We start from the raw sequence: 21,295 nt of genomic DNA, 5'->3' as shown, positions 1-21,295 counted from the left end.
GGTCGGCAGCGGCATGGTCCTGCTGGTCTTCGGCATGGATTCGCTTGCCGCCAAGGACGCCGCGGGCGGCATCATCGCCGGCGAGCTGGCGCTGGCGCTCGTCATCCTGACCATCGCCTCGGTCTACTGCCTGCGCGTGCGCAATCCGCTGCTCGATCTCAAGCTGTTGCGCATCCGTACCTTCCGCATTTCGTTCCTCACCGGCGGCGGGCTGGACACGATCGGCCTTAGCTCGGTCGTCTTCCTGCTGCCGCTGATGTTCCAGCTCGGCTTCGGGATGAGCGCGGTGCAGGCGGGATCGCTGACCTTCGTCGCCGCGGTCGGCTCGGTGGCCATGCGGTTCTTCATGCCGCGTGTCCTCAACCGTTTCGGCTTTCGCCGCGTGCTGGTCTACAACACGCCCATCGTCGCCGCCCTGGTTGCCGGCTTCGCGCTGATGCAGGCGACGACGCCGGTGTGGATCGTGCTCACTTACATCTTCGTCTTCGGCGTCTTCCGCTCCGCGCAATGGGCCTCGACCGGCAACCTCGCCTATTCCGACATCGCGCCCGAGCAGCTCGCCCGTTTCAGCGCGCTCTATTACATATTATGGCAGCTGGCGGTGGCGATCAGCGTCGGCCTGGCCGCCGCGGCATTGTCGTTTCTGGCGGGCGGCGGCCCCGCCGTCGCCGACGATTTCCGCATCCTGTTCGTGATCGAGGGCGTCATCACGCTCTGCGCGCTGCTCGCCTATCTCAAGCTGACGCCCCAGGACGGCGCCCATGTCAGCGGCCACGGCGCACAGATGAACACGGAATGAGGCTGGCTGGCTTATTCGCTGAACGTCACCCACTCTTGCAGCGGCACGCGGTCGGTGCGGAAGGCGTTTTCAGGTTTTGACGTATCTTCATAACCAAGCGCCATGCCGCAGACGACGATCTCCTCGTCCGGAATGTCGAGCACCGGCCTGATCTGCCGGTGATAGGGCGCGAACGCCGCTTGCGGGCAGGTATGCAAACCCCTGCCCCGCGCCGCCACCATGATGTTCTGCAGGAACATGCCGTAGTCGATCCATGAGCCCTGGTTGAGGCGGCGATCGATGGTGAAGATCATGCCGACCGGCGCGTCGAAGAAGACGAAGTTGCGGTCGTGCTGGGCGCGCATCTTGTCGACCTCGCGGCGACCGATGCCGAGCGCGCCATAGAGGCCGAAACCGTTGGCGCGGCGGCGGGTCAGATACGGCTCGAAGAACTGCGTGGGATAATACCGGTACTCGTCCCAATCGGCTTTTTCGGCGCGAATGCCGGAATTGAGAATGGCGTCCGATATCCGCTGCTTGCTCTCGCCCTTGGTGACATAGACCTTCCATGGCTGCATGTTGGTGCCGGATGGGGCGCGCGCCGCAACCGCCAGAATGGCGCGGATGATGTCGTCTTCGACCATGTTGGGCAGGAATGCGCGCACCGAACGGCGCGACAGGATCGCCTCGTCGACAATCTCGGCATCGCCCTCGATTCGGGGGTTATTTTCCAGCATGGGCCGTCCCTTACCCTTTGTCTCGATCGGACGTCCCCACTCGCCGCTCTCGGCGGAGCCTTTGCATGAACCGTCAAAATCGCGCAAGCAAATCTTGTGCATCCGTGAAAATCTGCTTGATTTTTTCATGAGCTTGATTTCTCATGAAATTTGCCGGTGATTTTTCATAAAGAGAGCGTTTTGCCTTCGACTACCGCAAGAACATTGCAGGGACCTGACGAACGCGTGCTGGCTGGCGACATCAGGGCCCTGCGCAAGGCGCGCGGGCTGACGCTCGCCGAGATCGGCCTGAAGCTAGGCCGTTCGGTCGGCTGGGTCAGCCAGGTCGAACGTGGCCTGTCGACGCCGTCGCTCGGTGACCTCAGGGCCTTCGCCGAACTGTTCGGCGTGCCGATCAGCCTGTTCTTCAGCCATGACGTACCTGTCGAAAGCGAGCGCGGCGTGGTCGTGCGCGCCGGCAGGCGCCGCACGCTTGGCACAAGCGAATCCGGCCTGGTGGAGGAGCTTCTGTCGCCCGATCTCGGCGGTAGCTTCGAGATGGTGCGTTCGGTCTTCGCGCCGGGCGCGGAACTGAAGGCCGAGGCGCAGCGTCCGACCGAGGAAGCCGGATACGTCGCGTCCGGACTGTTCGACATCGAGATCGGAGGTGTCTGGCATCGGCTTGGCGAGGGCGACTCCTTTCGCTTCGAAGGCAAGCCCTACCGCTGGCGCAATCCGGGTGCCGAGCCGGCAATTGTCATCTGGGTGGTTTCACCACCCGTCTATTGAGTTCAAGTTTGGAGAAGAACATGGCGGGTTTGCCGAGCACGGCGCGCGTGGTGATCATCGGAGGCGGCGCCGTCGGCACCTCCGCGCTCTATCATCTCGCCAAGGCGGGCTGGACCGACTGCGTGCTGCTTGAAAAGAACGAGCTGACCTCCGGCTCGACCTGGCATGCCGCCGGCAACGTGCCGACCTTCTCCTCGTCCTGGTCGCTGATGAACATGCAGCGCTATTCGACCGAGCTTTATCGCGGGCTGGCCGACGCGGTCGACTACCCCATGAACTATCACGTCACCGGCTCGCTTCGCCTTGCCCACTCGCTCGAGCGCATGCAGGAATTCCAGCGCGCCAAGGGCATGGGCCTCTACCAGGGTATGGACATAGACATTGTCGGTGTCGACGAGATCCAGCGTCGCTATCCCTTCATCGAGACGCATGAGCTGAAAGGCGCGCTCTACGACCCGAGCGACGGCGACATCGATCCGGCGCAACTCACCCAGGCGCTGGCCAAGGGTGCGCGCGACATGGGCGCGAAGATCATCCGCTTCTGCCCGGTCACAGGCGTGCGCCGCGAGAACGACGAGTGGGTGGTCGAGACGGCACAGGGCGAGATCCGCTGCGAGATCGTCGTCAATGCCGCCGGCTACCGCGCCGCCGAAGTCGGCCGGATGTTCGGCCGCGACGTGCCGATGATGGTGATGAGCCATCAGTACATCCTGTTCGAGGAGATCCCCGAACTCGCGGCATGGTCGAAGGAACAAGGCAAGAAGCTGCCGCTGCTGCGCGACGTCGACACCTCCTACTATCTGCGCCAGGAGAAGAACGGCATGAATCTCGGCCCCTATGAGCGCAATTGCCGCGCGCATTGGGCCACCCACAATGACCCGATGCCGGAGGACTTTTCCTTCCAGCTGTTCCCCGACGATCTCGACCGGCTGGAACATTATCTGGCCGACGCCGTCGCCCGCGTGCCGATCCTTGGCACGGCCGGCCTGTCCAAGGTGATCAACGGGCCGATCCCCTACACGCCGGACGGCAATCCGCTGATCGGTCCGATGCCTGGCGTTCCCAATGCCTTCGAGGCCTGCGTCTTCACCTTCGGCATCGCCCAGGGTGGCGGCGCCGGCAAGGTGCTGGCCGAATGGGTGACCGAGGGCCGGACCGAATGGGACATGTGGTCGTGCGACCCGCGCCGCTTCACTTCCTATGCCGCGGCGCCGGACTATTGCGTCGCCAAGGGCATGGAGATCTACGGCAACGAATACGCCATCCAGTTCCCGCGCCATGCCTGGCCGGAAGGCCGCGACCGCAAGCTGTCGCCGATCCACGATCGCATCAAGGCGCTCGGTGGCCGCTTCGATGCCTATAATGGCTGGGAGCGCGCCACCTGGTACGCGCAGGACGGCGATGACATTTCCGAGGAAGCCACGCTGACCTTCCGCCGCGACGGGCCATGGCAGCATCGTGTGCGCGAGGAATGCCTGGCCGTGCGTGACGCTGCCGGCATTTTGGACCTGCCTGGGTTCTCGCGCTTCAATCTCGATGGTCCCGGTGCCGCCGAATGGCTGAGCCTGCAGGTCACCGGACTGGTGCCGAAGCCAGGCCGCATCGGTCTCGTCTATTTCGCCGACGACAAGGGCCGCATCGTCACCGAAATGTCCGTCGTGCGTCACGACGAGAACCTGATGACGCTGATCACCGCGGCGGTCGCGCAGTGGCATGATTTCGAATGGCTGAAGTCGCGCATGCCCAAGGACGCACCGTTCAAGCTGATCGACCGGACCGAGGAATTCTCGACCCAGATCCTGGCAGGCCCGAACTCGCGAAAAATCCTCGCCGATGTCTGCGAAGCCGACCTCACTCTGCCATGGCTGACGCATCAGGAGACGAAGATCGCCGGCCGCTGGGCCAAACTCGTGCGCGTCTCCTTCGCCGGCGAACTCGGCTGGGAAATCCACACCAGGATCGACGACACCGCCGCCATCTTCGATGCCGTTTGCGCCGCAGGCCAGCAGCACGGGCTGAAGCCTTTCGGCATGTACGCGCTGGATTCGCTCCGGCTTGAGAAAGGCTACCGCACCTGGAAGGGCGACCTGTCGACCGACTATTCGATCCTGCAGGGCGGGCTCGAACGCTTCGTCAAATGGGACAAGCCCGACTTCCGTGGCAAGGCGGCACTGCTGAACGAAAAGCAGCAAGGCGTGAAGAAGCGCTTCGTTACGCTGGTGGTGGAAAACCCCGGCGATTGCGACGCTCCGTCAGTTTCTACACTCTGGCATGACGGCAAGATCGTCGGCGAGACGACGTCGGGCGGCTGGGGCCATCGCATCGACAAGTCGATCGCGCTCGGCATGCTGCGCGCCGACCTGGCCGAACCAGGTACATCAGTCGAGGTCGAAATCTTCGGTGACCGCTTTCAGGCAATCGTGCAGAAGGATGAACCGCTGTGGGATCCGAAGAACGAAAGGCTGCGCGCATGAAGAAAATCATCCTCACCGATGGCGGCATGGGCCAGGAACTGGTCCGCCGCAGCCAATCCGAGCCGACGCCGCTATGGTCGGCCAGGGTGCTGATCGACGAACCGGATCTGGTGCGCGACCTGCACGCGGAATTCATCCGTGCCGGCGCACGTGTCATCACCATCAACACCTATTCTGCGACACCCGAACGCCTGGCGCGCGAAGGTGCGGAAGACCTATTCAAGCCATTGCAGAAGCGCGGCATCGAATTGGCCAGGCAGGCCCGCGACGAGGCCGGCGATGCAGCCATCGCCGGTTGCCTGTCGCCGCTTTTCGGCAGCTATGCACCGGCACTGACCATTTCCTTCGAGGAGACGCTCGATATTTACCGCCGCATCGTTGCCGAGCAGGCCGATGGCGTCGACCTGTTCCTGTGTGAAACCATGGCGTCGGCGGACGAAGCCCGCGCAGCGGTCACCGCTGCATCGGAAAGCGGCAAGCCGGTATGGGTATCGTGGACGCTGGCTGACCACGGCAAGCCGCGCCTGCGCAGCGGCGAAGCAATAGCCACTGGGGCAAGCGCGCTCGACGGCCTGGCAGTCGCCGCGCGGCTGGTCAATTGCTGCCGGCCGGAAGCAATCGCCGCGGCTTTGCCTGAACTGATCGGCCTCGGCGGCCCGGTCGGCGCATATGCCAATGGCTTCACGTCAACCGAAGCACTTAAGCACGGCGGCACCGTCGATGTACTGCACGCTCGTCACGACCTTGGCCCGGATGCCTATGCCGACCAGGCGATCGGCTGGGTGGAGGCTGGCGCAAGCATCGTTGGCGGCTGCTGCGAAGTCGGACCACCGCACATCGCCGCCCTGCGCGACCGGCTCGAACAGGCCGGCTACGAAATTTCGGGAGTTTTGCATGCCTAGACCATCATCGCGCATTTCCGGCATCGTGCCTTCGGGCAAGGACGGCTGGGAAGTCCATTTCGCCGCCTGGACGCGCAAGGAGGCCGGCGAAGACATCATCATGCTGTCGGTTGGCGACCATGATTTCGACACGCCTTCGCAGACCATCGAAGCCTGTGTGACCGCGGTTCGCGGCAGCAATCATCACTACACCCCGCTTCCCGGCTTGCCGCGCCTGCGCAAGGCGATGGCCGCGGCCTCGAGCGCCTGCACCGGCGTCGAGACATCGCCGGATCAGGTGATCGCCACGCCGGGCGGCCAGGCCGCACTCTACGCGGCCGTGCAGGGCGTGCTCGACCAGGGCGATCACGCCATCGTCGTGGCGCCCTATTATGCCACCTATCCCAACACGTTCAGCGCCGCTGGCGCTGATTTCACCGTCGTCGAGACACCGGCCGAGGATGGCTTCCAGCCGCGAGCCGACATGATCCGCGCGGCAATCCGGCCGAACACGCGCGCCATCCTGATCAACACGCCGAACAATCCGACCGGTGCGGTCTATTCGCGCGAGCGGCTGGAACAATTGGCAGAAGTCTGCCGGGAGCACGACCTCTGGCTGCTGTCGGACGAAGTCTACTGGACGCTCGGCGGCGGCGAGCACGTCTCGCCGCGCTCGCTGCCAGGAATGGCCGAGCGCACGCTGGTCATCAATTCGATGTCCAAGAGCCACGGCATGACCGGCTGGCGCATGGGCTGGCTGACGGGACCGGAGCAGATGATCACGCTCATGATCAATCTCAATCTGGTGACGACCTACGGCCTGCCGGCCTTCATCTCGATCGCTTGTTCCGAGGCGCTGGAGAACCGTTACGGCGTCAAGGAGATCGCCGAACGCTACGCGGCACGCCGCACCGTCTTGCTCGACGCCGTGCGGGGCATGAACGATGTCACCGTGCGCGGTTCGGAGGGCGGCATGTATGTCATGCTCGACATCTCGGCCGTCGAGCCGGACGACGAGAAATTCGCCTGGGCCCTGCTCGACAAGGAAAAGGTTGGCGTGATGCCCGGCTCCAGCTTCGGCGAGGCGGCCGCCGGCCACATTCGCATCAGCCTCTGCCAGCCCGAACCCGTGCTGCAGGAAGCTGCACTTCGTCTGCGCCGCTTTGCTTCCAGCTACCGTCGCGAGGCAGCATGATCGCCAAGGCAGTTCCCGCCAAAGCAAGAGCGGTCATCATCGGCGGCGGCGTTTCCGGCTGTTCGGTCGCCTATCACCTGGCCAAGCTTGGCTGGACCGACATCGTGCTTCTCGAACGCAAGCGGCTGACGTCGGGCACGACATGGCATGCTGCCGGCCTGATCGGCCAGCTGCGCGGTTCGCAGAACATGACGCGGCTGGCGAAATATTCCGCCGACCTCTACGTCAAGCTGGAAGCAGAGACCGAAGTCGGCACCGGCATGCGCCAGGTCGGTTCGATCACCGTGGCGCTGACCGAGGAGCGCAAGCACGAGATCTACAGGCAAGCGTCGCTGGCGCGTGCCTTCGATGTCGACGTGCGCGAGATTTCGCCCAGGGAAGTCAGCGAGATGTACCCGCATCTCAATGTTTCCGATGTCGTCGGCGCCGTGCATCTGCCGCTCGACGGCCAGTGCGACCCCGCCAACATCGCCATGGCACTGGCCAAGGGCGCGCGCCAGCGCGGTGCGACCATCGTCGAGAACGTCAAGGTCACCAAGGTCCACAGCAAGGCCGGCCGCGTCACGGGCGTGTCCTGGACACAAGGCGAAGAGCAAGGCACCATCGAGGCCGACATCGTCGTCAACTGCGCCGGCATGTGGGCGCGCGAACTGGGAGCGCAGAACGGCGTCACCATCCCGCTGCACGCCTGCGAGCATTTTTACCTCGTCACCGAGCCGATCCCCGGCCTCACCCGCCTGCCGGTGCTGCGTGTGCCCGACGAGTGTGCCTACTACAAGGAGGACGCCGGCAAGATGATGCTGGGCGCTTTCGAGCCGGTGGCAAAGCCCTGGGGCATGGACGGCATCCGTGAAGATTTCTGCTTCGACCAACTGCCGGAGGATATGGAGCATTTCGAGCCGATCCTCGAAATGGGCGTCAACCGCATGCCGATGCTGGCGACCGCCGGCATCCACACCTTCTTCAATGGTCCCGAGAGTTTTACGCCCGACGACCGCTACTATCTCGGCGAGGCCGCCGGAACTGTCCGGCTACTGGATGGCGACCGGCTACAATTCGATCGGCATCGTCTCCTCCGGTGGCGCCGGCATGGCGCTGGCGCAGTGGATCAATGATGGCGAAGCCCCCTTCGACCTGTGGGAAGTAGACATCCGCCGTGCCCAGCCGTTCCAGAAGAACCGCCGCTATTTGAAGGAGCGCGTCTCTGAAACGCTTGGCCTGCTCTATGCCGATCATTTCCCCTATCGTCAGATGGCGACGTCGCGCAATGTCAGGCGCTCGCCGCTGCACGAGCATCTGAAGGCGCGCGGCGCTGTCTTCGGCGAAGTCGCCGGCTGGGAGCGCGCCAACTGGTTCGCCCGCGAGGGCCAGGAGCGCGAATACCGCTATTCCTGGAAGCGCCAGAACTGGTTCGACAACCAGCGCGAGGAACACCTTGCGGTCAGGAATGGCGTCGGCCTGTTCGACATGACCTCGTTCGGCAAGATCCGTGTCGAGGGCCGCGACGCCTGTGCTTTCCTGCAAAGACTATGCGCCAACGACATGGATGTCGCGCCGGGCAAGATCGTCTACACCCAGATGCTCAACCAGCGCGGCGGCATCGAGAGTGACCTGACGGTCTCGCGGTTGTCCGAGACGGCGTTCTTCCTCGTCGTCCCAGGCGCCACGCTGCAGCGCGATCTGGCTTGGCTGCGCAAGCACGTCGCCGACGAGTTCGTCGTCGTCACCGACGTAACGGCGGCCGAAAGCGTGCTCTGCCTGATGGGCCCGGACGCGAGAAAGCTGATCCAGAAGGTCAGCCCGAACGATTTCTCCAATGAGAAAAATCCGTTCGGCACGTTCCAGGAGATCGAAATCGGCATGGGCCTGGCTCGCGCCTACCGCGTCACCTATGTCGGCGAACTCGGCTGGGAGCTCTATGTCTCGACCGACCAGGCGGCCCATGTCTTCGAGGTGGTCGAGGAGGCAGGTGTGGATGTCGGCCTGAAACTCTGCGGCCTGCACACGCTGGATTCCTGCCGCATCGAGAAAGCGTTCCGGCATTTCGGCCATGACATCACCGATGAGGACAATGTGCTGGAAGCCGGCCTCGGCTTCGCGGTGAAGACCGCCAAGGGCGACTTCATCGGCCGTGACGCGGTGCTGCGCAAGAAGGAAGCCGGCCTGTCACGCCGGCTCGTACAGTTCCGGCTGAAGGATCCGGAACCCCTGCTCTTCCACAACGAGGCGATCCTGCGCGACGGTAAGATCGTTGGTCCGATAACGTCTGGCAATTACGGCCATCACCTCGGCGGCGCCGTCGGGCTGGGCTATGTGCCTTGCGAGGGCGAGAGCGAGGCGGATGTGCTGGCGTCGTCCTATGAGATCGAAATCGCCGGCGAGCGTTTTGCGGCGGAAGCCTCGCTGAAGCCGATGTACGATCCGAAATCGGAGCGGACGAGGATGTAGTGCCTTCTCGCCTCCCCCTTTGTGGGGGAAGGAAGGGAAAGTCGCCCTCTCAAAACCTTTCCAGCTTCCCTCGCACCTTCGCCAGAAACGCCGCCCTTGTCGCCGGCGTCGAGGCATCCATCAAATAGTGCGCCAGGAAAAACGTCCGGCAGCGCGTCGCGCACAGCGCCCGCATGCCGCGCAGCAGGGTCTTGCGTCCCGGCTGGCCGACGACGACGCTCCACCAGGTCGGCGCGCCGCAGGTGGTGATGACGCCGACCTTGGTTACATGCGTCATCAGCGACTTGATCCGTCCCTTGCCGGCCGGCAGCTTGAAGGCGACGTCCGTCGCCCACACCCGGTCGAGCCAGCCCTTCAGCATCGCCGGCAGTCCGTACCACCAGGTCGGATAGACGAACAGGATCGCTTCGGCCCAGTTGAGCAGTTCGAAATGCGGCTTCAGTGCCGGGTCCTGCGGCGCCTGGTCATTGTAGGAGCGCCGCTCGTCGCAGCCCATCACCGGGTCGAATTTCTCCGCATAGAGGTCGAGCAGCCGCACCTCCCAGCCTCGTCGCATCAGCACGTCGATGGCAGTGTCGCGGATGGCGGCGCAAAAGCTCTCGGGTACCGGATGGCAGTAGACCACCAAGGCGCGCATCAGAACTCATCCATGCGGGCCGCGACCTTGGTCGTGAAAGCCTTGCGCGTGCCGTCGGTAGACAGGTTCATCGCGTAGTGCGCGAGGTAGGTCACCGGCGCGCCCGGTTTGACGGTGGCGCGCAGCATCCGCTTGATCAGCCTGCGCGGCGGATCGCCCATCAGCAGGGCGCGGAACCGGCTGCCGCCGTAGGTGGTCACCGCCGCAACCTTGCGAATGTTGTGCAGCGACGGCTGCGCCTTGCCGTCGACCAATTTGAACGACACGCCGGGCAAGAACACGCGATCGAAAAAGCCTTTCAGGATCGCTGGAAAGCCATAATTCCAGACGGGATAGGAAAGCACCAGCGCATCGGCGCGCAGCAGGCGCTCGACATAAGGCGCGACAGCGTCGGCGGGGCCCCGTGGGTTGTGGTAGTCCAGCCGCTCCTGGCGCGTCAGTCGCGGATCGAAACCCTCGGCATAGAGATCGCAGTCGTCGACCGTATGGCCCGCCGCCGTCAGGCGCTCGACGATCATCCGGTGCAGGCCGGCATTGAAGCTGGTCTCGACCGGATGGGCGTAGAGGACGAGGATGTTCATCATCCTACCTTCTGCAGCCCCTTGAACAAAAAAGTCCGCCCGGAACGGTAGTCGTAGTCCGGGTTTTCCCAGGCGATCATCTTGCCGGGGTTGAGGAGCCCTTGCGGATCGGTCTCGCGCTTGAAGGCGAGTTGCACCGCGTCGGTCTGCTTCATGCCGCCCTCTTCCAGCGTGTAGCGATGCGGGTTGAAGATCGGGCAACCGTTCGCTTCATGCAGGCGCACGATCTCGTCGAGCCGCGCCTCGGTCGTGAACTTGACCAGCGGCAGGCCGAAGCAGGTAATGTTGCCGTCCAGCCGCACGAATTCCAGATGCGAGAAAACCTCGCCCGGAAACATCGCATCCATCTTCTCGACAAGCGCCAGCTGGTTGGGAAAGGGATAGAGCGACTGCAGATAGGTGATCGAAGGGTCGACGCGCAGCGCCCTCAGCGTGGTGTGGTTCCAAGCCAATTCATAGGCCGGCGGCAGGCCTTTTTTCTCATCCGGCGTCGCCGTGGCCGCATTGTAGATCACCTCGCCGCCGGCACGCCGGGTGAAGGCAAGAAAAGCGTCCAGCCCATGCTGCGCCACCATGACGAGGCAAATGCTCTGCCCGTCGCTCAGGAATTTCTGGTGCCGCTTGAAATAGAGCTGCGGCACGGGTGCCGCTATCGGCGTGATCAGCTTGGTCAGGATGCCATCCTGACACGCCAGCGCATTGCCATAGCGGGCCGCATCCATGAAAGCGTCGAAGCCGACAATGACGTCGATCCAGTCATAAGCCGCGGTCAGCGGCATCTCGACTTCCGATATGATGCCGTTGGTGCCGTAGGCATGGGTCACCTTGTGCAGATCCGCGCCGGTGAGCTCGAGCGCTTTCGGCTCGGCCTCCATGGTCACCACGCGCAGCCGAAGCACATTGCCGAAATCGCGCAACCCGCCGAAATTGATCGAGCCGACGCCGCCCGAACCGCCGGCGATGAAGCCGCCAATCGAGGCTGTGTTGTAGGTGGAGGGCGATAGCCGCAGTTCCTGCCCGGAATGCGCCCGCGTTGCCTTGTCGATATCGGCCAGGATCGCCCCCGGCCCGGTCACGACGCGACCCGGAGCGATTGACTTGATCTCGTTCATCTCGGCAAGGTTGAGCACGACGCCGCCGGAGAGCGGCATCGCCTGGCCGTAATTACCGGTGCCGCTGCCGCGCGGCGTCACCGGCACGCCATGACGATGACAGGCGGCAAGCACGCGGATCAGTTCGGCCTCGTTCTTCGGCGTCACGATCAGGTCGCCGGTGACATGGTCGAGCTGCTGCTTCAGCACCGGGCTGTACCAGTAGAAGTCACGGCTCTTCTGCTGGACGATGGCCGGATTGTCGTCGACCTTCAGGCCTTCGAGATCGCGTTTGAGCGCCGAAACATCCATCATTCCACCATCAGTTCGTCGAGTTCGGCATAATCTGGCAATTGGCGGTCGATCGCCTTGCCGCCGCGCACCACGATGCGATCCGATTCGGGCCGCGACAGCAATTCCGTCCAGCTTCGGCCTTTGAACACGATGAAATCGGCATCACCGCCGGCAGCCAGCGTGCCGAAGCCATCAAACCGCATCACCTTGGCCGGCGTCGCGGTGACCGCTTGCGGCCAGTCGGCGACCGGATGATCGAAATGCAGGATGCGCGTCGCCATGCGGTAGACCTCCAGCATGTCGAGATCGCCATAGGCATAGAAGGGATCACGCGTGTTGTCGGAAGCAACCGCCACCGGAATGCCCCTCGCCTTCATCTCGTGCAGCAGCGTCACGCCACGCCAGCGTGGCGTGGTGCCGTCGGCGCGCCGGTCCTGCAGATAGAGATTGCACATCGGCAGCGAGACGACGGCGAGCCCCGCTTTCGCCACCTTGTCCAGCGTGTCGAGCACGTCGAGATCCGGCTGGCGCGCCAGCGAGCAGCAATGGCCGACGAGGATCTTTCCTTCGAAACCGTTCCACAGAGCGGCCTCGGCGATCTTCTTCAGCGATATGGCGGAAATGTCGTTGGTCTCGTCGGCATGGAAATCGAGATCGAGGCCATGCTTGATGGCCTGCGCGAAGACGTGGTCGAGCAGCTCTTCGAGGTCCGGCGCCATATAGGTGACGACACCGAGCACGCCCTTTGCCGCGGCAACCCTCTTTGCCAGCCTGTCGAACCACTTTTTGTCGCGCACGCCTTCGATGCCGAGCAGGCAGGCGCCCTGCAACTCGATGCGGCCGCGCCATTCCTCGCGCATCGCCTCGAACGCCGGCCAGGAGATTTCCTCCTGCGGCGCGACGCTGTCGATGTGGGTGCGCAGCGCCCTTGTGCCATGGGCGTAGGCGCAGCGCAGCGAGAAATCCATCCGCCGCGCCAAATCCTCGGCGCTCCAGCGTGCCACACGATCGGCACCGGCGGCATTCAGCGCACCCATGAACGTGCCGTCGGGATTGGGCTTTCGCGGCCAGATATGGCCCTTGTCGATATGCGTGTGGCAGTCGACGAAGCACGGCAGGATTATACGGCCGCCCAGGTCGACCGCATCAGCGGATCGGCCATGCGCGGTGATGCTGGAAATCTTGCCGTCGGCCACAGCGATGTCGGCAAGCCCGAAGCCGTCAGCATCGAAGGGCGCGGAAAGGCCTGGCGTCAGTGAGCGATGAAGGCGAACATTGGCGAGATGGTAAGAGCCGGAGGTTGGTATCAAGCGTTGCCCCCCTCTGCCCTGCCGGGCATCTCCCCCTCAAGGGGGGAGATTGGCAGCGTCCGTGCCGGCTCATTTTTTTCAATGTTGGAGATTGGCGAAGATCGTGACAGCGGCCAATCTCCCCACTTGAGGGGGAGATGTCCGGCAGGACAGAGGGGGGCGCCTCGCACCAACATATCAATCACGTCACACACCCTAGCGCTCCTGCTTCAGCGCGCTTTCATGCCAGCGCCGCAAGATGAGATGCGATATCAGCGACAGCACGAGGAAGATCAAAATGCCGGTCAGCGAGATCAGGAACAGCGCCGCGAACAGCCGCGGCGCGTTGAGCCGGTAGCCGGCCTCGATGATGCGCGAGGCAAGGCCGGACGACTGGCCGGTGGTACCGGCAACGAACTCGGCCACCACGGCGCCGATCAGCGACAGGCCGCCGGCGATCTTCAACCCGCCGAGGAAATAGGGCATCGCCGCCGGCAGCCTGAGATAGCGCAATTGCTGCCAGCGCGTCGCGCCGTTGAGCTTGAACATATCGCGCAGATTGCGGTCGACGGAGTTGAGGCCAAGCGTGGTGTTGGACAGGATCGGAAAGAAGGCGACGATCCAGGCGCACAGCAGAAGCTTGGTCGTCTGGTCGTTCACATAGATGTTGATCAGCGGAAAGATCGCCACGATCGGCGTCACCTGCAGCACGATGGCGAAGGGGAAGAACGACATCTCGACCCATTTCGACTGCGCGAACAGCACCGCCAGCCCGACCCCGCCTATGACCGCCAGAGCCAAGCTGAGAAAGGTGATGCGCAAGGTGACCAGCAGCGAGGAAAACAGCAGGCCGGCATCGTTGTAGAGCGTCCACAGCACCACGCCGGGACGCGGCAGGATGTATTGCGGGATCTCGTTCCACACGCAGATGCGATCCCACAGCCAGATCGCCAGGATCATGATCGCCAGCGGCAGCACCCAGCGGCCGATCCGTTCGAACCGCGCCTGGCGCACGCGGCGTGCTTCCTCGGGATCGAGTTGGAGCATCCGCTCGTCAATGGCCGTCATAATGCGCGCCTGCTGTTGAGTTGATGGCCTTGACCAGCACGTCGGAGGCCTGACGGCACAGTGCCGCATAGTCTGGCGAGGTGCGAAACGCCTCGTCGCGCGGATAGGAGGCCTCGATGGCGAGTTCGTCGAACACCCTGCCCGGCCGCGCCGCCATGACGACGACGCGGTTGGACAGGAACACGCTTTCGAAGACACTGTGGGTGACGAAGACGACGGTGAACCGTTCGTCCTGCCACAGTTCCAGGAGATCGTTGTTGAGCTTGAAGCGGGTGATCTCGTCGAGTGCCGCGAACGGTTCGTCCATCAGCAGCACGCGCGGTTTGGTCACCATGGCGCGCGCTATGGATACGCGCATCTTCATGCCGCCTGACAGTTCGCGCGGCACCGCGTTTTCGAAGCCGGTCAGGTGAACCCGCGCCAACATCTCCGTTACCGCCGGTGTCGCCTTGGCGCGCGAAATGCCTTTCAGCCGAAGCGGCAGCCAGACATTGTCGAAAACATTGGCCCAGGGCAGCAGCGTCGGCTCCTGGAAGACGAAGCCGATGTTCGAGCGGTCGAGCGAGCCGCCACCGCGCCAATCGAGCACGCCGGAAGTTGGCGTCGACAGGCCGGCGATCAGCCGCAGCGCCGTCGACTTGCCGCAACCCGACGGCCCGAGCAGGCTGACGAAATCGCCTTCCCGGATGGTCAGGTCGACGTCGCTGAGCGCCGTCACGCCGTTGGAGAACACCTTGCCGACGCCCTTCAGCGCCAGGAGCGTCGGGGCCGCACCCGACGCAGCCGGCGCTTGCGCCACTTTTTCCCTTATCATTCCGGGGCGGCCTATTTCTTCAGCTCGAGCCCGACGCCTTTGTTGATGAAGGTCAGCGTGTAGGCCTTCTTGATGTCGATGCCGGCTGGCGTGACCTTGGCCTTGACCATCTTGTCGTAGAAACTCTTGATCCGCGCGTCGGTCATGGCGCCGATGCCGAGCTTTTCGGTGTCGCCGGAATCGGCCAGGCCGAACTTCTTCATCTGCTCGATCGAGAACGCGATCTGCTCGTCGCTCATGTCGGGATTGTCTTTCTTGATCATGTCGTTGGCGGCTTTGTTGTCGCCGTAGAGATATTTGTACCAGCCCTTGGCCGAGCCATCGACGAAGCACTGGACCACCTCCGGCTTCTTGTCGATCGTGTCCTGCATCACCTCGATCGTCGTCGAATAAGTGTCCCAGCCATAGTCGGCGAGCAGGAACTGGTTCGGCACGAAGCCGCCTTCCTTCTGGACCGCGAACGGCTCTGAGGTGACGTAGCCCTGCTGGATCGACTTCTTGTTGGCGAGGAAGGGAGCGGTGTTGTAGGTGTAGGGCGCGCGTTTGGAGGCGTCGAAGCCGAGTTCGATGACCATCCACTGGAAGAAGGTCTGCACGCCCTCGTCGCCCAATATGTACTGGTCGGCGTTCTTCAGGTCCTCCCATTTGTCGAGCCCCTCGCCGGGGTGGGACATGATGACCTGCGGGTCCTTCTGGAAATCCGCCGCCACCACGCGCATCGGTATGCCTTGCTGGACCGCATCGAAGGCCGACAGCAGATTGCCGCCCATGTAGAAATCGATCTTGCCGGCCAGCAGCATCGGCCGGCCGCTGACTTGCGGACCGCCCTGCATGATGGTGACGTCGAGGCCGCAGGCGGCGTAGGTGCCGTCCGCCACGGACTGGTAATATCCGCCATGTTCCGGCTCGGCCAACCAGTTGGTGCCGAAGGTGACTTTCTCATTCGCAGCCGCACCCAGCGTGCTGGCTGCAAGCAGGGCCACAACCGCCACCGAGATCTTCTGTTTTCCGTACATCGACACCACCCTCTGTTTGCTCCGGCGCGCCACGCGCCAGGCTCGACACCAAAGATTCAAGAAGCAAGACACATGCCACCGGCGTCTGGCGCCGGGACCGCCCGCTTGAAAGACGTTGCCATGCCAAGCGCGAACGGGTCATGCTGTACGGAAGGCATCGTGCCTATTTTTTGAACGGCTGTCCACAATCGCCCGGGCAACATGCACCGCCATCTTGAAGGTGTAATGAGTCCGGCTTTAGGTGGCGGCATCCAGGAGATTGCCATGTTCAAATTCCTCACCCCGAAGTCCATCAAGCCGCCCTTTGCCCGCTACAGTCACGGCGTCGAGGTGCCGGCCGGCAAGCGGCTTGTGCTGTGCTCGGGCCAGGTCGCCATCACCGCCGACGACCTGATTCCCGAAGACGCCGGAGCGCAGGCCGAACTCTGCTTTCAAAACATCGCGGCGATTCTCGGCGAAGCCGGCCTGGGTCTCAGGGATATCGTGCGCATCAACGCCTATGTCACCGACCGCGCGCATCTGCGGCCCTATATGGACGTCCGCGACCGGCTGTTTTCGAGCCCCGCGCCAGCGTCGACATTGATGATTGTTTCCGGCTTTGCCCGGCCCGAATTCAAGGTCGAAATCGAGGCCATCGCGGCGGGGTGATCGACAGGCCGCCCGTCCCGCGCTAGGTCTGCCTGACCATTGAAGAGGCATGACATGACCGTACCCAAAAGACGCGTGTGGTGGGGCGACTACCGGACCACCGAATACGCCTCGATCGATCCCGAGGCGACCATCGCCGTGCTGCCAGTGGCGGCGACCGAGCAGCATGGGCCGCATCTGCCTGTTTCGACCGACACGTCGATCATGAACGGCATGCTCGACACGGTCATTTCGCGCCTGCCCGACGATCTCGACATCCGCATCCTGCCGGTGCAGGCCGTGGGCAAGTCCAACGAACACCTGCATGCGCTGGGTACCCTCACTCTGCCGGCAACCACGCTGATCGAAGCCTGGACCGAGCTTGGCCTGTCGATCGCGCGCGCCGGTGTGCGCAAGCTGATCGTGGTCAATTCGCATGGCGGCAACGAGGAGATCATGGGCATCGTCACGCGCGAATTGCGCGTGCGCGAAAAGATGCTGGCGGTGAAGACCAGCTGGCAGCGTTTTGGCCGTCCGGCCGGCATGTATACCGAACTGGAGGACCGTCACGGCATCCATGGCGGCGATGTCGAGACCTCGCTGATGCTGCATTTCCGGCCGGACCTCGTGGACATGGGCAAATCAGACAATTTCGTTTCCAATGTCGCCAAGGCCGAAAAGGAATTTTCGCTGCTGCGCCACACCGGCACCCACGCCTTCGCCTGGATCGCCAGCGATCTCAACCCGAACGGCGTCGTCGGCGACGCCAGCATCGCGACGGCGGAGAAGGGCCGGCTGACGGCAGAATATCAGGCCGACGGCTTCATCAGCCTGCTGCAAGATGTGCGCAAGGCGAAGCTTGCGGAGTGGTTGACGTAGCCTCCAAACCAGTGGCAAGCGCTGTCATCGCTATTCCAGATCCTCTTGAACAAACGAGGCGATGGAGGAGGCGGATCAGACGAACAACGATATGGGGGCAAAGCTAGCTGTCGATCCTCAGCGCAAAGGGCGTGCCTTCAAAGGCGTCCGCGCCGCGCCCGATCGATTCGATCGCCTCGACCATGCGGCCGTTGCGCTCAAGCAACGCATCGGCCACGGCGATCAGTCGCGGATTGGGCGTTGCCGAAGGCGACAGCGCCCGCAGCGTCCGCGCCAATTCGGCCTCGTCACGCTTCGGCGCCAGTGCTGCCGCGATGATATAGGCCGAAGCCGTCGAGCGGCTGATGCCGGCATAGCAATGCACGAGCATCGGCCTTGCCCGGTCCCACCGGCGCGCGAAATCGAGCAAATTGCGGACATGGTCTTCGCCCGGCATGGTCATGCCGTCCTGCGCCACCGCGATGTCGTGCATGACCAGATGCAGGTGGTTTTCCCTCGAGATCGAGGCCGGCCGCACCACCTCCGTTCCGGCGGCGAGCAGCGAAAGCATGCGGTCGGCGCCGGTCCTGGCCACCGTTTCCTCGATCTTTGCCAGCGAGCAGACATGGATCATTGTTTTGAACCCTTCGATTGATGCTCGCGCCGCGACGCCCATTCGGCAAGTGCGGATTCGAGCCGCTGCCATTCCTCCTCACTGCCCGGCAGGCCGGCGCGCAGAACGTCAGGCCGGTCGGCAAAATGGCGAAGCAGGATGCCGCGCTCGCCGAGCGCTGCAAACAAATCGGCGGCATTGGTCAGACTGAGGAAACGATACAGTGTGGTTCCGCCCGCAACAGGAACGCCGAAGCGGCCGAAAAGCGCATCGAGACGCGCCGATTCACCGGCCAACGACGCCCGCATCACGTCCTGCCACCCGATGTCGGCAAGCGCGCGGATGCCATATTCCAGCGCCGGGCCGGCGACGGCCCATGGTCCGAACTGCGTATCCAGCCGGTCGACCGTCGCAGTATCGGAAAGTGCAAAGCCGAGCCGCAGCCCGGCCAGGCCAAAGAACTTGCCGAACGAGCGCAGCACGACGAGGCCGCCCCGACCGACATCGCCCGCGACGCTGTGCTGACGCGGGCCGACATCCATGAACGCCTCGTCGACGACCAGCAGTCCGCCCTTGGCGCGCAATCCGGCGGCCAGAGCCAGCAACCGGTCGCGCTCTATGACACGTCCATCCGGATTGTTCGGATTGACGATGATGACGAGGTCGGCGTCAGCCAACGCTTCGAAATTATCGACCTCCGCCGCCTGGTGCCCGGCGATCGCGGCAGCGCGGGCATGTTCGGCGTAGGTCGGACCCAGCACCAACGCCTTGCCGGGCGAAATGAGCGACGCAACGCGCGGCAACAGGATCTGTGTGCCCGGCGCCGCCACGACGTTGGCTGGCGACGGCGCGCCGTAAGTACTGGCCGCGATCTCTGTCAGGTCGCGTGTGCGCGCGGCTTCCGGCAACCGCGACAGCGAGGTGGCGGGCAGGTCGAAAAGCGGGTAGGAGTGCGGATTGATACCGGTCGAGAGGTCGACGAAAGGCAGCAGGGCGTTGGGGAAAAGCACCCTCGCGCGGCCAAGACTTCCACCATGGTCCACAACCGCCCCATTAAGAAGCTTCATGTCAGTCCTGATCGCTTTCCTGTCATTGGTCGTCGAATTCGCCCTCGGTTACCCCGACTGGCTGTTTCGCGCCATCGGCCATCCGGTGACGTGGTTCGGCAGGCTGATATCCTTTCTCGACCGCAGGCTCAACCGCGCCACTGATCCCGACGCGCTGCGTCGCAAGCGCGGTGTCCAGGCGCTGCTGGTCATCGTGCTGGTGCCGGCGATAGTCGGCCTGGGCGTACAGATCCTGTTCTGGTTCGTTCCCATGGGCCTGGTCATCACGGCCCTTCTGGCAACGTCGCTGCTGTCGCAGAAGAGCCTCTATGAGCATGTCGAGGCGGTGGCTGACGCCCTCGACACCGGCGGCCTCGCCTTGGCCCGCCTTGCCGTTTCGCGGATCGTCGGTCGCGACCCTGAAACGCTCGACCGGGCCGGTGTCTGCCGCGCGGCGATCGAGAGCCTGGCCGAGAATTTTTCCGACGGCATCGTCGCCCCTGCCTTCTGGACCGGCGTCGGCGGCCTGGCCGGCGGCGCCGCCTACAAGGCCGCCAACACCGCCGATTCGATGATCGGCCACCGCACCCCGCGCCACGAGGCGTTCGGCTGGGCGGCGGCGCGCTTTGACGATTGGATCAACCTGCCGGCGTCGCGGCTGACGGCGCTTCTGATCGTGCTGGCGGCATTCTTCGTCAAAGGCGCTGATGCGAAAAAAGCCTGGCATGCGGTGCGGCGCGACGCGAAAAAACATCGCTCGCCCAATGCCGGCTGGCCGGAAGCGGCGATGGCCGGTGCGCTCGGCCTGGCGCTCGCCGGGCCGCGCTTCTATGGCGGCGTGCTGGTCGACGACGTCTTCATGGGCGAAGGCGGCCGGCGCGAAGCCGACAGCCTCGACATCAGGCAGGCGCTGAAACTCTATCGCGTCGCCGACTATCTGCTGATCGCTCTGTTCGGGTTGGTTTCGGTCGTTGTCATCGTTGTGACTTAACCTCACCCTCCCCCGTCTGGGGAGGTTGAGGAACACTCAGAACTCGATCCCCTGCTGCGCTTTCACGCCGGCGGAAAAATGATGCTTGGTCACGCCCATTTCGGTGACGAGGTCTGCGGCCTCGACCAGCGCCGGCTTGGCGTTGCGGCCGGTGACAACGACATGCAGGCCCTCGCGCCGCGCTTTTAGCGCGCCAACCACTCTGTCGAGATCGAGATAGTCGTAGCGCAGCGCAATGTTCAATTCGTCGAGCACCAGCAGGCTGATCGACGGATCGGCCATCAGTTCGAGCACCTTGGCCCAGGCGGCTTCGGCGGCAGCGATGTCGCGCTTCAGATCCTGGGTTTCCCAGGTGAACCCCTCGCCCATCGCGTGCCACACGACACGGTCGCCGAAGGCGGCGAAGGCGTCCTTCTCGCCGGTGTGCCACTTGCCCTTGATGAACTGGACGACACCGACGCGCTTGCCGTAGCCGAGCATCCGCAGCGCCAGCCCGAAGGCGGCCGTGGTCTTGCCTTTGCCCGGGCCGGTGTTGACGATGAGCAATCCCTTCTCGACCGTCTTGCTCGCCACCTCGGCATCCTGCACCGCCTTGCGCTTGGCCATCTTGGCGCGGTGGCGCTCTTCGTCCTTATTGTCGATATCGGTCATATCATTTCACCTTGAGCGGCAGCCCCGCCACCATCAGCAGCACCGTATCGGCAATCGCCGCGACCTGCTGGTTGAGCCGGCCGGCGGCATCGCGAAAGCGGCGCGCCAGTGCATTGTCCGGCACGATGCCTTGGCCGACTTCATTGGACACCACGAACCAGGGTCCGCGCGGCCGCGACAACACCTCCGCCAATCGCCGGCATTCAAGGTCCAGATCGTGTTCGGCCAGCATATGGTTGGTCAGCCACAGCGTCAGGCAGTCGACAAGCACCGGCCGATCGTCCGGCAAGGCGGCAAGGGCGCCGGCGAGGTCGAGCGGTGCGTCGATGGTCGTCCAGCCTTCGCCGCGCCGCGACCGGTGCAACGCGATGCGCTCACGCATCTCGTCATCATAGGCTTGCGCCGTGGCGATATAGGTCCAGGGCGCAAGCCTATGAT

Annotated in this window: 20 protein-coding genes and 2 pseudogenes; 10 read left to right on the top strand and 12 right to left on the bottom strand. The window is 63.8% G+C overall.

Going from position 1 to position 21,295, the window contains the following annotated elements; translation table 11 throughout:
• A partial coding sequence (locus tag EN990_RS30360) for an MFS transporter (protein WP_127388486.1) occupies window positions 1–799 on the top strand: 799 nt, incomplete at its 5' end.
• A gap of 11 nt (window positions 800–810) precedes the next feature.
• Here the strand turns inward: EN990_RS30360 and EN990_RS30355 are convergent.
• Window positions 811–1,515 (bottom strand): nitroreductase, encoded by a 705-nt coding sequence (locus tag EN990_RS30355; protein ID WP_063173710.1) that lies wholly within the window; start codon window positions 1,513–1,515, stop codon window positions 811–813.
• 225 nt (window positions 1,516–1,740) lie between these two features.
• Here EN990_RS30355 and EN990_RS30350 point away from each other — a divergent pair, with 225 nt between their 5' ends.
• The 5 genes and pseudogenes from EN990_RS30350 to EN990_RS30330 all read left to right on the top strand — a co-directional run bounded on the left by EN990_RS30350 (window position 1,741) and on the right by EN990_RS30330 (window position 9,281).
• Window positions 1,741–2,283 (top strand): XRE family transcriptional regulator, encoded by a 543-nt coding sequence (locus EN990_RS30350; RefSeq protein ID WP_032807957.1) that lies wholly within the window; start codon window positions 1,741–1,743, stop codon window positions 2,281–2,283.
• Window positions 2,284–2,303: 20 nt separating this feature from the next.
• Complete coding sequence (locus EN990_RS30345; RefSeq protein WP_064994037.1) at window positions 2,304–4,757, top strand: FAD-dependent oxidoreductase; 2,454 nt, start codon at window positions 2,304–2,306, stop codon at window positions 4,755–4,757.
• Window positions 4,754–5,659: a homocysteine S-methyltransferase family protein gene (locus EN990_RS30340; RefSeq protein WP_127369714.1), complete on the top strand. Its 906-nt coding sequence runs from the start codon at window positions 4,754–4,756 to the stop codon at window positions 5,657–5,659. Before EN990_RS30345 ends, EN990_RS30340 begins: the two co-directional genes overlap by 4 nt.
• Window positions 5,652–6,833, top strand: coding sequence for a pyridoxal phosphate-dependent aminotransferase (locus EN990_RS30335; protein ID WP_063172401.1), 1,182 nt, complete (start codon window positions 5,652–5,654; stop codon window positions 6,831–6,833). The genes EN990_RS30340 and EN990_RS30335 overlap by 8 nt, the downstream gene beginning before the upstream one ends.
• Window positions 6,830–9,281 (top strand): annotated as a pseudogene (locus EN990_RS30330) (FAD-dependent oxidoreductase). The gene EN990_RS30335 and the pseudogene EN990_RS30330 overlap by 4 nt, the downstream one beginning before the upstream one ends.
• Window positions 9,282–9,330: 49 nt before the next feature.
• Here EN990_RS30330 and EN990_RS30325 read toward each other — a convergent pair.
• Genes EN990_RS30325 through EN990_RS30310 form a run of 4 tightly spaced genes read right to left on the bottom strand, consistent with a single transcriptional unit; the run spans window position 9,331 to window position 13,194 of the window.
• Window positions 9,331–9,918: an NAD(P)H-dependent oxidoreductase gene (locus tag EN990_RS30325; RefSeq protein ID WP_024501339.1), complete on the bottom strand. Its 588-nt coding sequence runs from the start codon at window positions 9,916–9,918 to the stop codon at window positions 9,331–9,333.
• Entirely contained in the window at window positions 9,918–10,499 is a 582-nt protein-coding gene (locus EN990_RS30320) for an NAD(P)H-dependent oxidoreductase (RefSeq protein WP_164753555.1), read from the bottom strand. The genes EN990_RS30325 and EN990_RS30320 overlap by 1 nt, the downstream gene beginning before the upstream one ends.
• On the bottom strand, window positions 10,499–11,902 hold the full coding sequence (locus tag EN990_RS30315) for an FAD-binding oxidoreductase (RefSeq protein ID WP_127369199.1): 1,404 nt from the start codon (window positions 11,900–11,902) through the stop codon (window positions 10,499–10,501). The genes EN990_RS30320 and EN990_RS30315 overlap by 1 nt, the downstream gene beginning before the upstream one ends.
• Window positions 11,902–13,194 (bottom strand): cytosine deaminase, encoded by a 1,293-nt coding sequence (locus EN990_RS30310; protein ID WP_127369197.1) that lies wholly within the window; start codon window positions 13,192–13,194, stop codon window positions 11,902–11,904. Before EN990_RS30310 ends, EN990_RS30315 begins: the two co-directional genes overlap by 1 nt.
• Here EN990_RS30310 and EN990_RS36360 point away from each other — a divergent pair.
• Window positions 13,195–13,355 (top strand): annotated as a pseudogene (locus tag EN990_RS36360) (precorrin-3B synthase); the annotation flags it as partial.
• 34 nt (window positions 13,356–13,389) lie between these two features.
• Here EN990_RS36360 and EN990_RS30300 read toward each other — a convergent pair.
• The 3 genes from EN990_RS30300 to EN990_RS30290 are packed head-to-tail and all read right to left on the bottom strand — an operon-like array spanning window position 13,390 to window position 16,071.
• Window positions 13,390–14,241 carry an ABC transporter permease gene (locus EN990_RS30300; RefSeq protein WP_013531128.1) on the bottom strand — a complete coding sequence of 284 codons (852 nt, stop codon included), beginning with the start codon at window positions 14,239–14,241 and terminating at the stop codon, window positions 13,390–13,392.
• Window positions 14,228–15,055: an ABC transporter ATP-binding protein gene (locus EN990_RS30295; RefSeq protein ID WP_064993741.1), complete on the bottom strand. Its 828-nt coding sequence runs from the start codon at window positions 15,053–15,055 to the stop codon at window positions 14,228–14,230. The genes EN990_RS30300 and EN990_RS30295 overlap by 14 nt, the downstream gene beginning before the upstream one ends.
• A gap of 11 nt (window positions 15,056–15,066) precedes the next feature.
• On the bottom strand, window positions 15,067–16,071 hold the full coding sequence (locus EN990_RS30290; RefSeq protein ID WP_013531126.1) for an ABC transporter substrate-binding protein: 1,005 nt from the start codon (window positions 16,069–16,071) through the stop codon (window positions 15,067–15,069).
• 264 nt (window positions 16,072–16,335) lie between these two features.
• Between EN990_RS30290 and EN990_RS30285 the strand changes: the two genes are divergently transcribed.
• Both EN990_RS30285 and EN990_RS30280 read left to right on the top strand, forming a co-directional pair.
• On the top strand, window positions 16,336–16,719 hold the full coding sequence (locus EN990_RS30285) for a RidA family protein (protein ID WP_024501344.1): 384 nt from the start codon (window positions 16,336–16,338) through the stop codon (window positions 16,717–16,719).
• A gap of 54 nt (window positions 16,720–16,773) precedes the next feature.
• Window positions 16,774–17,577: a creatininase family protein gene (locus tag EN990_RS30280; RefSeq protein WP_127388485.1), complete on the top strand. Its 804-nt coding sequence runs from the start codon at window positions 16,774–16,776 to the stop codon at window positions 17,575–17,577.
• Window positions 17,578–17,680: 103 nt separating this feature from the next.
• Here the strand turns inward: EN990_RS30280 and EN990_RS30275 are convergent, their stop codons facing one another.
• Together EN990_RS30275 and cobD are read right to left on the bottom strand one after the other, a co-directional pair.
• Window positions 17,681–18,190 carry a tyrosine phosphatase family protein gene (locus tag EN990_RS30275; RefSeq protein WP_063168226.1) on the bottom strand — a complete coding sequence of 170 codons (510 nt, stop codon included), beginning with the start codon at window positions 18,188–18,190 and terminating at the stop codon, window positions 17,681–17,683.
• Window positions 18,187–19,236: a threonine-phosphate decarboxylase CobD gene (cobD, locus tag EN990_RS30270; RefSeq protein ID WP_127368367.1), complete on the bottom strand. Its 1,050-nt coding sequence runs from the start codon at window positions 19,234–19,236 to the stop codon at window positions 18,187–18,189. Before cobD ends, EN990_RS30275 begins: the two co-directional genes overlap by 4 nt.
• Here cobD and cbiB point away from each other — a divergent pair.
• On the top strand, window positions 19,235–20,206 hold the full coding sequence (gene cbiB / locus EN990_RS30265) for an adenosylcobinamide-phosphate synthase CbiB (protein ID WP_063172409.1): 972 nt from the start codon (window positions 19,235–19,237) through the stop codon (window positions 20,204–20,206). The two genes, cobD and cbiB, sit on opposite strands and share 2 nt — an antisense overlap.
• Before the next feature lie 36 nt (window positions 20,207–20,242).
• On the opposite strand, the gene cobO is transcribed toward cbiB, so the two are convergent.
• Window positions 20,243–20,857 carry a cob(I)yrinic acid a,c-diamide adenosyltransferase gene (gene cobO / locus EN990_RS30260; RefSeq protein ID WP_063172410.1) on the bottom strand — a complete coding sequence of 205 codons (615 nt, stop codon included), beginning with the start codon at window positions 20,855–20,857 and terminating at the stop codon, window positions 20,243–20,245.
• Window position 20,858: 1 nt separating this feature from the next.
• Window positions 20,859–21,295: bifunctional adenosylcobinamide kinase/adenosylcobinamide-phosphate guanylyltransferase (gene cobU / locus EN990_RS30255; protein ID WP_127388484.1), on the bottom strand; the 437-nt coding region annotated here is incomplete at its 5' end.

Origin of the sequence: Mesorhizobium sp. M7A.F.Ca.US.005.03.1.1, from assembly GCF_003997975.1 — a bacterium.
In the GTDB taxonomy this organism is placed as follows: domain Bacteria; phylum Pseudomonadota; class Alphaproteobacteria; order Rhizobiales; family Rhizobiaceae; genus Mesorhizobium; species Mesorhizobium ciceri.
Note: the sequence above shows the minus strand (reverse complement) of the source record. Positions and strands in the feature narration are given on the sequence as shown.